The sequence below is a fragment of the Thioclava sp. F36-7 genome (assembly GCF_002020075.1).
GTDB classification, from domain to species: domain Bacteria; phylum Pseudomonadota; class Alphaproteobacteria; order Rhodobacterales; family Rhodobacteraceae; genus Thioclava; species Thioclava sediminum.
Genome location: NZ_MPZR01000002.1, coordinates 421,025 through 432,768, shown reverse-complemented (window position 1 = coordinate 432,768; position 11,744 = coordinate 421,025). Strand labels below are relative to the sequence as shown.

General features: G+C 61.6%; 10 protein-coding genes. 3 read left to right on the top strand and 7 right to left on the bottom strand.

Annotation, left to right across the window (positions count from 1 at the left end):
* Positions 1-123: 123 nt before the first annotated feature.
* From BMI89_RS04910 to dnaG, 6 genes are all read right to left on the bottom strand, one after another.
* Positions 124-540, bottom strand: coding sequence for a secondary thiamine-phosphate synthase enzyme YjbQ (locus tag BMI89_RS04910; protein ID WP_078570047.1), 417 nt, complete (start codon positions 538-540; stop codon positions 124-126).
* Positions 540-863, bottom strand: coding sequence for a hypothetical protein (locus BMI89_RS04905; protein WP_078570046.1), 324 nt, complete (start codon positions 861-863; stop codon positions 540-542). The genes BMI89_RS04910 and BMI89_RS04905 overlap by 1 nt, the downstream gene beginning before the upstream one ends.
* Positions 864-957: 94 nt before the next feature.
* Complete coding sequence (locus BMI89_RS04900; protein ID WP_078570045.1) at positions 958-1,677, bottom strand: hypothetical protein; 720 nt, start codon at positions 1,675-1,677, stop codon at positions 958-960.
* Between the two features lie 189 nt (positions 1,678-1,866).
* Positions 1,867-2,235 (bottom strand): hypothetical protein, encoded by a 369-nt coding sequence (locus tag BMI89_RS04895; RefSeq protein WP_078570044.1) that lies wholly within the window; start codon positions 2,233-2,235, stop codon positions 1,867-1,869.
* Between the two features lie 62 nt (positions 2,236-2,297).
* On the bottom strand, positions 2,298-4,313 hold the full coding sequence (rpoD, locus tag BMI89_RS04890) for an RNA polymerase sigma factor RpoD (protein WP_078548183.1): 2,016 nt from the start codon (positions 4,311-4,313) through the stop codon (positions 2,298-2,300).
* Positions 4,314-4,495: 182 nt separating this feature from the next.
* The gene (gene dnaG, locus BMI89_RS04885; protein WP_078570043.1) at positions 4,496-6,475 is read right to left on the bottom strand and encodes a DNA primase; all 1,980 of its coding nucleotides are present in this window, start codon (positions 6,473-6,475) and stop codon (positions 4,496-4,498) included.
* Positions 6,476-6,850: 375 nt separating this feature from the next.
* Here dnaG and BMI89_RS04880 point away from each other — a divergent pair, with 375 nt between their 5' ends.
* The 3 genes from BMI89_RS04880 to BMI89_RS04870 are packed head-to-tail and all read left to right on the top strand — an operon-like array spanning position 6,851 to position 9,947.
* On the top strand, positions 6,851-8,671 hold the full coding sequence (locus tag BMI89_RS04880; RefSeq protein ID WP_078570042.1) for a TadE/TadG family type IV pilus assembly protein: 1,821 nt from the start codon (positions 6,851-6,853) through the stop codon (positions 8,669-8,671).
* A gap of 16 nt (positions 8,672-8,687) precedes the next feature.
* Positions 8,688-9,272 carry a hypothetical protein gene (locus BMI89_RS04875; RefSeq protein WP_143593820.1) on the top strand — a complete coding sequence of 195 codons (585 nt, stop codon included), beginning with the start codon at positions 8,688-8,690 and terminating at the stop codon, positions 9,270-9,272.
* Between the two features lie 18 nt (positions 9,273-9,290).
* Positions 9,291-9,947, top strand: a complete 657-nt coding sequence (locus BMI89_RS04870) for a hypothetical protein (RefSeq protein ID WP_143593819.1) — start codon at positions 9,291-9,293, stop codon at positions 9,945-9,947.
* 21 nt (positions 9,948-9,968) lie between these two features.
* Here BMI89_RS04870 and BMI89_RS04865 read toward each other — a convergent pair whose 3' ends face one another.
* Positions 9,969-11,627, bottom strand: coding sequence for an NAD+ synthase (locus tag BMI89_RS04865; protein WP_078570040.1), 1,659 nt, complete (start codon positions 11,625-11,627; stop codon positions 9,969-9,971).
* Positions 11,628-11,744 lie beyond the last annotated feature (117 nt).

Here is an 11,744-nt window from a genome sequence, read left to right as displayed (position 1 = left end):
GTCCCGCCTCACGATAGGGTCTGCATGCCCCTCTTATCCACAAGACCTTAGCCTAGCGTCGATGGTTTGGGTAGGAAAAATCTTTCGACCCCAGATGTGGCGGTTGCCTGTGGCGAATGAGACTCAGCGCAGGAGCGCCATGACCTCGCGGCGATGCGCGCGGCCGCGATGTTCGAAAAGGTAAATTCCCTGCCACGTTCCGAGCGCCATACGCCCCGAAATGACAGGAATCTGCAAGCTGACCGGCAAAAGCGCCGATTTGATATGGGCCGGCATGTCGTCCGGCCCCTCATAGGTATGGGTCAGGTAGGACATGCTGGGATCGGTCGTGGGCGGCACGAGCCGATGGAAGAATTCCTTCAGATCGGTGCGCACTTCCGGGTCGGCATTTTCCTGGATCGCGAGACTGGCCGAGGTGTGACGGATGAACAGCGTGAGCAACGCCTCCTCCGCATCAGCGCCCGCGACCCAAGCCGCCACGTCACGCGTGAATTCGTAAAGACCCGGGCCCGATGTTGCGATCTCGAACCGGCGATGCATCAGCTTTTCGGCGCGGGACGCGCCTCGGAGCGATCCGTCGCGACGATCGCGAGGCATTCGGGGTTGATGTCCATGATCTTGCGCTCTTTCGCCCACACCGCATCGGCCTGCGCGCCGCTTAGCCCGCGCTTGACCATGGCCTTGGGTTGCGGCGTGCCGTCGCCCACGCCCGAGACCACCGAATAGGTGCCGCCTGCCTCTTCCTGCACATAGAGGAAACAGGTGCCTGCTTGATCCATGCGCGGCGTGCCCGATTGCATCGTGCCGACCTGACAGGCAGCGAGAACGAGAGGGGCGAGCAAGGCAGGCGCAAACTTGAACATGGTATCTCCGGTTATTGGGTCGCCTCAATTTGGACCGCCGCAATGCGACAGGCAATGCCTTTCGCCCACGCGCGCCACACGAATTAGGCCGCCACTACGCGTGGGAAACCTCGGCACTCTGGAACTGCGCGAGCAGGTAACTGAAACCGTAGCCGCAGGCGATGGAGGCGAAGATGATCTCACCGCCATCTTCGATCAAGCCGAGAAGCCATGAGAGCGGAGCGCCCTCGAACACGCTATGGATGGCGTCGAACCCCACTCCACAGATGATGAGACCGAAGATCGAAGCGGAAAAGCGAAGCACATAGAGGCGCTGCTCCGGCGCCCCGAGGCGATAAGCGAGCCAGAGAAGTGCGACCACGATGAGACCCTGCCCCGCAAGATAGACGAGCTCTCCGATCGCCTGCGCGGCATGGGGATCGGAGACGATTTGCGCAAATGCCCCTTCTCTCAAAAAACGGCCCGCATGCTCATGCAACTGCTTGCTGTCATCGGCAAGCAGAATGGCGAAGACGGCGAATATGAACACGCTCGTGGCGTTCGGCTTTTTCAGGAACGACGCGAGCATAAACACCATGATCGCGGTCCATTTGAAGAACCCGAAATTCTCGGAAAAGCTGAGGTCTAGACCGATATCGAACCGCCAGAACTGTTCGGCGATCAGCCCGTCGCCATGATTGAGCCCCAAGACGTTGTAAGTGATGAAAATAGCCAGCAGCACTGCATCCACGAAAAGCAAAGCGAACAGAAACTTTCGCGTTAACTCGTCATTGAACGGTTTCAGCAGGGCTGGCGCGTAATTGCGCAGCCGCATTTAACTCCCCCCAACGAACACCCCAATTGTCCGCAAGGTGACGATAACACGATCAGGGGAATTTCAAACTTTCCAGCAACTTGAGGGACGAAAAAGCCGTTCCACCCCCCGAAATGCTCAAGAAATGTGCGAAATATGCGGTTTAGGGGCCGCCGCCTTGACGCAGCAATGCAAGCGGACCGCCCTCCGTCACGGCACGTGAACGAGACCGTTCATCTTGCAGCCCAGCGGAGCAAGATCGGCTTCGACCGCGGCTTTATGCGCGTTGAATTCGACGTTATGGGCGTCGATCGCCTCTTGGCTCGGGGCGTGGCCGGACTCGCGCTGCGCCGTGGTTTTCGCCTCCAGACGCGCGGCCTCGGCCTGATGATCGCTGGCGAAGACGGCCTTGGCCTTCTCCCAATTCTCGGCGATCGCCTCCTGGCTCTCCCCTTCGCAAGTGAAGAGATAGACCAGCTTGGCGGGCTTGTCGGGAATGTAGAATTGCGCGCGCTCGGCGGCGCTGGCGGACCCAGCGACCAGAAGGGCTACAGCCACGAACGTAGTGAAGACTTTCATGCTCCCTCCCCCGGATGACATGAAAACGCCCCCGAAACCGGGGGCGTCCTGATCGAATGCTATTACTGGTCGAGGAACGAACGCATCTTGCGCGACCGGCTCGGGTGTTTGAGCTTGCGCAGCGCCTTCGCCTCGATCTGACGGATACGTTCGCGGGTGACCGAGAACTGCTGACCCACCTCTTCGAGCGTGTGGTCGGTGTTCATGCCGATGCCGAAGCGCATCCGCAGAACCCGCTCCTCGCGCGGGGTGAGCGAGGCCAGAACCCGTGTCGTCGTCTCCTTCAGGTTCTCCTGAATGGCGGAGTCGAGCGGCAGAACGGCGTTCTTGTCCTCGATGAAATCGCCAAGCTGGCTGTCTTCTTCGTCGCCGATCGGCGTCTCGAGCGAGATCGGCTCCTTGGCGATCTTCATCACCTTGCGGACCTTCTCGAGCGGCATCTGCAGCTTGTCGGCCAGTTCTTCCGGCGTCGGCTCGCGGCCGATCTCGTGGAGCATCTGGCGACCGGTGCGGACCAGCTTGTTGATCGTCTCGATCATGTGGACCGGGATACGGATGGTGCGCGCCTGATCCGCGATCGAGCGGGTGATTGCCTGACGGATCCACCACGTCGCATAGGTCGAGAACTTGTAGCCGCGACGATACTCGAACTTATCCACGGCCTTCATGAGACCTATATTGCCTTCCTGAATGAGATCGAGGAATTGCAGGCCGCGGTTGGTGTATTTCTTCGCGATCGAGATCACGAGACGCAGGTTCGCCTCGACCATCTCTTTCTTGGCCTGACGGGCTTCTTTTTCGCCCTTCTGGACCTGCTGGACGATGCGGCGGAATTCGGAAATGTCGACGCCGACATACTGTCCGACCTGAGCCATCTCCCCGCGCAGCTCTTCCACCTTGTCGGCGGAACGCTCGAACAGGGACTGCCAAGCGCGGCCCGACTTCGCCTGCATCCGCTCGGACCAGCTGGGGTCCAGTTCGTAGCCGCGATACTCTTCGATGAACTCACGACGGTTGATGCGCGCCTGATCGGCGAGCTTCACCATGCCGCTGTCGATCGACATGATCTTGCGGTTGATGCCGTAGAGCTGGTCGATCAGCGCTTCGATCCGGTTGTTGTGCAGGTGAAGCGAGTTCACCAGCTCGACGATCTCGGAGCGCAGCTTCTGATAGGCGGCTTCCTCGGTGACAGAGAAGGAGCCATCCTCGTTCAGCGTCGCCGACATCCGCAGGTCCTGCATTTCGGCAAGCTGAGCATAGTCGCGCGCGATCAGTTCGAGCGTCTCGAGAACACGCGGCTTCAGCGCGGCTTCCATCGCGGCGAGCGAAAGGTTCGCGCCTTCGTCCTCGTCGTCATCGTCGGATTGGATCGGGTTGCCGTCCGCGTCGAGCTCAGGCTCCGAATTGCCGCTATCCTCGGACTTCTTGCTGCCCTCTGTCGTCGCCTCGGCTCCGACGGTGGGCGGTGCGATCTCTTCCTCTTCGCCTTCGACCCCTTCGAGCGAGTTGCCGAAGGTGGTCTCGAGGTCGATCACGTCGCGCAGCAGAATCTCTTCGTTGAGAAGTTCGTCGCGCCAGATCGTGATGGCCTGGAAGGTCAGCGGGCTCTCGCAGAGGCCCGCGATCATCGTGTTGCGGCCAGCCTCGATGCGCTTGGCGATCGCGATTTCGCCCTCGCGCGACAGCAGCTCAACCGAGCCCATCTCGCGCAGATACATCCGCACCGGGTCATCGGTACGATCGAGCGTTTCCGAGCTGGTGGTCGAGACCGCGACTTCGCGCGACCCCGAAGCCGTCGTCGCGACTTCGCCGCCCTGGCTGCTGCTTTCTTCCTCATCGGCCTCTTCGGCTTCGATGACGTTGATGCCCATTTCCGAGAGCATCGACATGACATCTTCGATCTGGTCCCCCGAGACCTGATCTTGCGGCATCACCTTGTTGAGCTGGTCATAGGTGATGAACCCGCGTTCCTTCGCCTCGGCGATCATCCGCTTCACGGCGGCCTGACTCATATCGAAGGACGTCGCGTCGTCGCTCGGGGTGTCGGATTTATTGTCGTCGATGTCTTTGGCGGCCATGTGGGCTCCTCGGTCAGGGCTTGGTTGGGCTCAAGCTATGACGAAAGCGAATCATATCTCGTCTGTGTATCGAATCGCGGCGGCGAATCACAGGGGCGCGAGGGCTGTGGACAGAAAGTTGATTCTGAATGTGTCCGCAACAATTCGCTTTTCCGTAATCCGTTGGCCCGCAGCCATCCGGCTCAATGTTTCTTACGCCAGATTTCCCCGTCGATCATGGCCTGAAGCGTTGCGGACAGCGCCGCTTGATCTTCGCCCATATCGGAGGAGTCCTCCAGTTTCGATCTCTCTGCACGATGGCGAAGCGATGCTGCTTGCGCCAGACGCCATGTCACGCCTTCGTCGGCAAGCCCCGCCAGATCCTCCATCGCATCGGCGACCTCTTCGCGCACGGCGCGAGCGGCGTCCAGCTTGGCCAGTTCCTCGGTCAGGCACATCCGCGCCAAATCGAGGTTCTCAGCGTTGCGAACCGGAGGGGCAGAGCGCAAATGGGGCAGGTTCAACAGTTTTTCAAGGTCGGCCGCCATTTCCGCGTAAAGGTTTTTCGCGATTTCCGGGGCGGGCGCGGCAACATGGGCGAGCATCCGGTGGCGCAGCTGATCATGCGTCGCGTCGCGCAGCGGCACGGCCTCCAGTTCCGCCTCGAATTCGGCGATCAGCGCCGGGTGGGTGACGCAGATGCCGAGGATCATCGCCTCGCGCAGATGCTCGGCCACGTCGCTCGGCGCGGTCGCCAGAAGCGAGGAGCGCGTCTCGGGCAAGGCTGGCGGCGGCGCACCGAAGCGGCCCTTGCCGCGCTTGCCGCCGGGGCCGAAACCGCCCGGCGTGAAGCCCCCGCGGGATCCTTGCGCGCCGCCCTGTGGGCCAGCCTGCGGACCGGTGCCGAACAGCTCCCAGCGCAGGCGTTTGATCTTGTCCCCGTAATGGCCGCGAATCGAGGGATCCTGAATGCGCGCAATCGCGGCGCGCAGGCTCTTGTCCAGGGCCGCCCGGCGCTCGGGACTGTCGAAGACTTTCCCCTCAGTCTCACGTTGCCAGAGCAGCGAGACCATCGGCTTTGCCTCGGCGAGGATCGTCTCCATCGCCTCGCGGCCCTGCTTGCGGATCACGTCATCCGGGTCGAGCCCCGGCGGCATGATCGCGAAACGCACGCCCTTCCCCGCCTCCAGCAGCGGCAGCGCCAGATCGATCACCCGCAGCGCCGCGCGCAGACCCGCCGTGTCGCCATCGAGCGCGATGATCGGCTCGTCATGGATGCGCCACATCAGGCGCAGCTGATCCTCGGTAATCGCGGTGCCCAGCGGTGCGACCGCCCCGCCGAAGCCCCCTTCGACCATGGCGATCACATCCATATAGCCTTCGCAAACCACAAGCGGCGCGCCCTTGCCGCAGGCTTCGCGCGCGGGGCCATGGTTATAGAGCGAGCGCCCCTTGTCGAATAGCGCGGTCTCGGGCGAGTTGAGATATTTCGCCGGATCGTTCGGATCCATCGCCCGCCCGCCGAAGGCGATGCAGCGCCCGCGCGGATCGCGGATCGGGAAGATGATACGGTTGCGGAAGACGTCGAAAGGTTCGCGCCCCTTCTGGCTGTCCTTCGCAAGCCCCGCGCCCTTGATCAGCTCGTCGGAAATCCCCTTCGCCTTGAGCGCATCGCGCAGCCCCTGCCAGCCGGGCGGGGCGAAGCCGATCTCGAAGCGGTCCACGGCGGGTTTGTTCAGGCTGCGCCCGGCCAGATAGTCGCGCGCGGCGCTCCCGGCCTGCGTGTTCAGATGGAGGCGGAAATACTTCACCGCCTCTTCCATCACATTGGCCAGTTCGGTGCGCAGATCGGCCTTCTCCTGCGCCATCGGATCGCGCGCGGGCATCTGCATCCCGGCCTCGCGGGCGAGGATTTCCACCGCCTCCATGAAACTGACATTCTCGGTCTCGCGCACGAAGCTCAGCGCGTCGCCCTTCGCATGACAGCCGAAGCAGTAGTAATAGCCCTTGCGGTCATCGACATGGAACGAGGCCGATTTTTCCTGATGGAAGGGGCACGGCGCCCACATGTCGCCCTTGGCCTGGTTCGACTTGCGCATGTCCCAAATGACCTTGCGCCCCACGACCTGAGCGATCGAGGAACGGCTGCGCAATTCGTCGAGAAATCCGGGTGGCAGGCTCATGCTCTCTATATTGTCTCCATGTGCGGCAGAGTCGAGAGGACCCGCTGAGCTACCCACAGCTTTCGGCCCCTCGGGTGGTGAAAACTTCGCGTCAGCCGAAGGTGAGAAATCCGCCCCTTGAGGCGAGTTAACCTAGTTTAAACGACTCAGTCTCTAAGACGACGCCCAGCGTCAGAAGCCCCTCAGATTGGTGGCCGATTGGGAAACTATTTCACACCCGCTGCGGCATTCCATATTTAAAGCACAACAATTCCATGAAGTTAGACACTCTTTTGCCTTAATTTCGCCGCAGGAATTATGCAGTTTCACACGGTGATTTTTGTGAGTTTTCTCCGCTGGCGGCGATGCCATCTGAAATGGAGAAGGAGGTCGGGGATGAGGGACAAAACCGAACAAAACGGCTTGGCACGCCGTATCGAAGCCGCGCGCGCCCGAATGGGGCGGTTCGCGCAGGATGAGGATGGAGCGGTTTTCATCTTCAGCCTGCAGGTTTTGATCGTGCTGATGGTCATTGGCGGCATTGCGATTGATTTCGTCCGCCAAGACGAACGCCGTACGCTTATCCAAAGTTCGCTCGACCGAGCCGCGCTCGCCGCGGCCAATCTGGATCAGACGCTCGATCCCGCGACCGTGGCGAAAGACTACCTCTCCACCAGCGGCCTCGACTATCTCAATATTGAACCCGTGGTCGAAGAGGGCCAGCAGAAGGAATACCGCCGCGTGGCAATGACCGCGCAGGACGACATGCCGACGATCTTCGGTGACCTGATCGGCTTCGGCGTCAAATCCTTCCGCTCGAACACCCAGGCCCAAGCCGAGGAATCCATCGGCAATGTCGAAATCTCAATGGTGCTCGATGTCTCCGGCTCCATGGGCCAGACGGATTCCGGCTCCTACTATGGCGAGACGAAGATCGCCTCGCTGCGCGATGCCGCGACGAATTTCACCAACAAGATGTTCGACAATGTCCAACCCCCGGGCGCGCCTTCCGGACGCCTTTCGATCTCGATCGTGCCGTACAATCAGCAGGTCTCGCTCGGCCCGGCTCTGGCCTCGGTCTACAACCTGTCGTCCGATCACAGCTACAACACCTGCGCAGACGTGCAGCTTCAGGGGTTCAACAGCGTGAGCCTGCCGACCACCGGCCTGCAGCGCACCATGTATGGCTGGAGCTACGATTTCATCGGCCAGAACATGTATGTCCGGAAATACCTCAGCAACTCCGGCGAGAACTGCTACGATCACAGCTATTCCGACGTCATGGCCTTCGAGGACAACCAGAACGACGTCGTGAACAAGATTGCGTCGCTGCGTGCAGGAGGTGACACAGCGATCGACATCGGCGCTCGCTGGGGCTTCGCGCTGCTCGACCCTTCGGCCAAACCGGTCTCGGCTGCTCTGGTCCAAAACGGGACGATCTCCGCTGATGTGGACGACCGCCCCCTGCCCTATCCCGCGACCGGTCAGAGCATCGACGAACGCTCGATGAAGGTGATGATCCTGATGACCGACGGTCAGAACACACGCACCTTCTCGATGCGGATGCAGTATCGGACGGGCGATTCCGGCCTGTTCTCTGTCGACAGTTCGACGGCCTTCAATGACGACAGCACGACGATGTCGCACATGTACTGGTTCTCGCAGGACCGCGCGAATCTGGGCGAGCCCCCCTATTATTCCTTCGCGGATCGCAACTGGTACGCGCCGGAGGACATCGGCGCGACCACCACGAAGTGGGTCTATGGAAGATATTGCACGACCGACCGTTGGGGCCGCGAATACTGCGATTACGGTTGGTACCAGGAAGAACAGTTCGAGCATCGCGACCTGCATGCGATCGACTGGCGCACCGTCTGGAGCAAGGGATGGACGCTGCAATATGTGATCCAGACCTTCCTTCTGCCGCCGCGCCAGCGCCTAGACCCGCAAGAATCCGTGGCTTCGATCTACGACGAGATGGCGATCTCCTCGATGTTCTCGGAGAAGGACAAGAACCTGCACGACGTGTGCCAGGCCGGGAAAAGCAAGGACATCATCGTCTTCACCGTAGCCGTGGATGCACCGCAGAGCGGCAAGACGGCGCTCGCCGACTGCAGTTCGGGTCCGAGCTATCAGTACGACGTCGACTCCGCCAATCTCGCGGATGCATTTTCCTCGATCGCGACGCAGATCTCGACCCTGCGCCTGACGAACTGACCGGAGAGCGCAGAGCATGGCACTGAGGCTGACACATAAACGAGCCTTCCTGAGGGCGGAGGACGGGGCGGTGACGATCCCCGCCCTGCTCTGGATCGTGTTCCTGATCTTCTTCATGTTCGCCGGGATCGAGCTGGGCGTGATCTTCATCAAGCAGACCCTGCTGACCCGCGCGACCGAAGCCACGAGCCGGATCATCCGCATCGGGAACTACTCCAGCATCGACGAGAAAACGCTGCGCCACGAAATCTGCAAACAGGCGGGCTTCTTCGGGAGCAGCTGCATGAACCGGGTTTCGGTCGAGATGTTTCAGGTCGACAAGACGAACTGGACCTCATCGATCGCCAATCACCCGGTGCGCTGCGAGGATTTCTCGGACGTAACCAAGCCACCACCCGCCGGCACGCTGGAATCCGCCGCCCCGGATCAACTGATCCTCGTGCGGGTCTGCCTGCGCGAAAAGCCGATGCTGCTGGAAGATTTCATTGCGCAAGCTTTCCTCGAAGCATCGCCGGTCGGCGCGGATGGCGATTATGCCTTGGTGGCAACGACCGCGATCGTGATCGAACCGGCAGTCGCCTCTGCTGCAGGAGGGACCTGAGCGATGGTCATGGCAAAGATGCGCAATTTACTCCGCCGCCTCCGCGACGACGAGACCGGATCCATCCCGATCGAAGGGCTGATGGCCTTCATCATGCTGTCGGGCTGGCTGATCCTGTCGATCGAAATGTATGACGTGTTCAAAATTCGCGGTGCCGCGACACGGGCCAATGTAACGGTCTCGGACCTGATCTCGCGCGAACGGGATCCAATCGGTCCGAAATTCGTCGCAGGCATCAAGCAGGTCTACGATTTTGCGACCGGCAATAGCGACCCGTCGCGTAGTTGGATGCGTGTGACCTTGGTGAGTTGCTGGGACGATCCACTTGATCTGGGACACGCCTGCAACGATCCCACCGAAGGCAGCGACGCAAAAAAGGTGAAGCTGGACGATTCCTACGCGACCGGTCTGGCGCAAAGCTACACGCAAGAGGCGCTCGATCTCGAGGCGGATCGCATTCCGGTCCTCGCGGCGGGCGATCAGGCGCTCATCGTGGAGACCTCCTACGCTTATGACCTCCCCTTCAAGTTGTCGGAAGCCTACAAGGCCTATCTGACGTCAATCGGCGAGGATCCGACCAAGCATTTCGTCGGCTTCCACGACGCGATCTCGTTCGACAATTTCATCGTCACCCGCCCCCGCGTCGCACGTCTGACGTGGAGCGACGCAGACTGAGCGGCAGCGCGAACGCCGCGCTCAGCCGTGGTCGCGCCAGCGATTGACGATCGGATAACGGCGATCTAGCCAGAACGCCTTGCTCGACAGGCGCGTGCCCGGCGCGGACTGGTGGCGCTTCCATTCCGAGATATAGAGCAGATGCTCGACCTTCTTGATCGTCTCGCGCTCGTAGCCTTCGGCCACGAGATCGGCGACCGAGGCGTCGCGCTCCACCAGACCTTCGAGGATGCCATCGAGCACCGGATAGGGTGGCAGGCTGTCCTCGTCCTTCTGGTCGGGCCGTAGCTCTGCGGAGGGCGGCTTGTCGATGATCTCACGCGGGATCACCTCGCCTTCCGGACCCTTCATCCAGTCGCGGTAATTCGTATTGCGCCAGCGGCAGGTCTCGAAAACGCGGGTCTTGTAGAGATCCTTGATCGGATTGTAGCCGCCGGCCATGTCGCCATAGATCGTGGCATAGCCCACGGCCATCTCGGATTTGTTGCCGGTGGTCAGAAGCATCTCGCCGAACTTGTTCGACAGCGCCATCAGCATCACACCGCGCAGGCGCGATTGGATGTTTTCCTCGGTCACGTCGGGCTTCGTGCCCTCCATCAGATGCGCAAGCGCATCCGAGACCGCATCGCGCGCACCGTCGATCCGCACGGTATCGAGCCGCATCCCCTGCCGCTTTGCCAGATCGGCGGCGTGATCAAGCGAGCCCTGCGAGGTGTATTCCGAGGGCAGCATCACGCAATGCACGGCCTCCGGCCCCAGCGCATCCGCCGCGATCGTCGCCACCAGCGCGGAATCGATCCCGCCCGACAGGCCGAGCACGACCTTGGAGAAGCCCGACTTGCGCAGGTAATCGCCAAGGCTTTCGACCATGGCGCGGTAATCCTGCTCCCATTCGGAAGGCTGCGGATCGTCGCGGCCCGCGATGCAGACCCAGCCCTCGTCATCACGCTCGAAATCGACATGGTCGATGATCTCGTCGAAAGGTGCGAATTGCGCGGCCAGCTGGCCATGCCGGTTCAGCACGAAGCTCGCCCCGTCGAAGACCTGATCGTCCTGCCCACCGACAGAGTTGAGATAGGCGAGCGGCAGCCCGGCCTCGACCACGCGCGCAACCATATGGGTCATCCGCACGTCAAGCTTGCCCCGGTGATAGGGCGAACCGTTCGGCACGATCAGGATCTCGGCTCCGGTCTCGGCCAGCGTCTCGGCCACGTCGGGGTGCCACGCATCCTCGCAGATAGGCGTCCCGACCCGCACGCCGGCGATCGCGTAGGGCCCCGAGATCTGACCGGTATCATAGATGCGATACTCGTCGAAAATCCCGTGATGCGGCAGATCGTGCTTGAGCATCCGCGCGACCAGCGCACCGTCTTTCCAGACCCAATAGGCGTTATACTGCCCCTGCTCGGTCCAGTAGGGCCCGCCGATGCCCAGCGCCGGACCATCGGTGATGCGCGCACCCAGCGCCTCCATCGCGGCGACCGCGTCGCGCACGAAAGCGGGCTTCGCGATCAGGTCCTGCGTCTGGTAGCCGGTCAGGAACATCTCGGGCAGCACGACCATGTCGGCGCCCGCGCGCTTGCCCTCTTCCCAAGCGGCGAAGGCCTTCTCGGCATTGGCCTCCAGCGCGCCCACGGTGGGGTTGAGCTGGGCCATGGTGAGGCGGAAACGATCGGCCATAAGCGTCCTCGGGGCTGTTATCGCCCTCTCATTTAGCAGAAAACGCTGGGGTGAAAAGGGGATGGCTGCCCTGCATTTGCCGCCCCTTCCCTTCCGCGCCCCCGACACGGACCGCCC

Coding starts and splice junctions, on each gene's coding strand:
- BMI89_RS04910 (WP_078570047.1), bottom strand. CDS start 540: ATGCATCGCCGGTTCGAGATCGCAACATCGGGCCCGGGTCTTTACGAA.
- BMI89_RS04905 (WP_078570046.1), bottom strand. CDS start 863: ATGTTCAAGTTTGCGCCTGCCTTGCTCGCCCCTCTCGTTCTCGCTGCC.
- BMI89_RS04900 (WP_078570045.1), bottom strand. CDS start 1,677: ATGCGGCTGCGCAATTACGCGCCAGCCCTGCTGAAACCGTTCAATGAC.
- BMI89_RS04895 (WP_078570044.1), bottom strand. CDS start 2,235: ATGAAAGTCTTCACTACGTTCGTGGCTGTAGCCCTTCTGGTCGCTGGG.
- rpoD (WP_078548183.1), bottom strand. CDS start 4,313: ATGGCCGCCAAAGACATCGACGACAATAAATCCGACACCCCGAGCGAC.
- dnaG (WP_078570043.1), bottom strand. CDS start 6,475: ATGAGCCTGCCACCCGGATTTCTCGACGAATTGCGCAGCCGTTCCTCG.
- BMI89_RS04880 (WP_078570042.1), top strand. CDS start 6,851: ATGAGGGACAAAACCGAACAAAACGGCTTGGCACGCCGTATCGAAGCC.
- BMI89_RS04875 (WP_143593820.1), top strand. CDS start 8,688: ATGGCACTGAGGCTGACACATAAACGAGCCTTCCTGAGGGCGGAGGAC.
- BMI89_RS04870 (WP_143593819.1), top strand. CDS start 9,291: ATGCGCAATTTACTCCGCCGCCTCCGCGACGACGAGACCGGATCCATC.
- BMI89_RS04865 (WP_078570040.1), bottom strand. CDS start 11,627: ATGGCCGATCGTTTCCGCCTCACCATGGCCCAGCTCAACCCCACCGTG.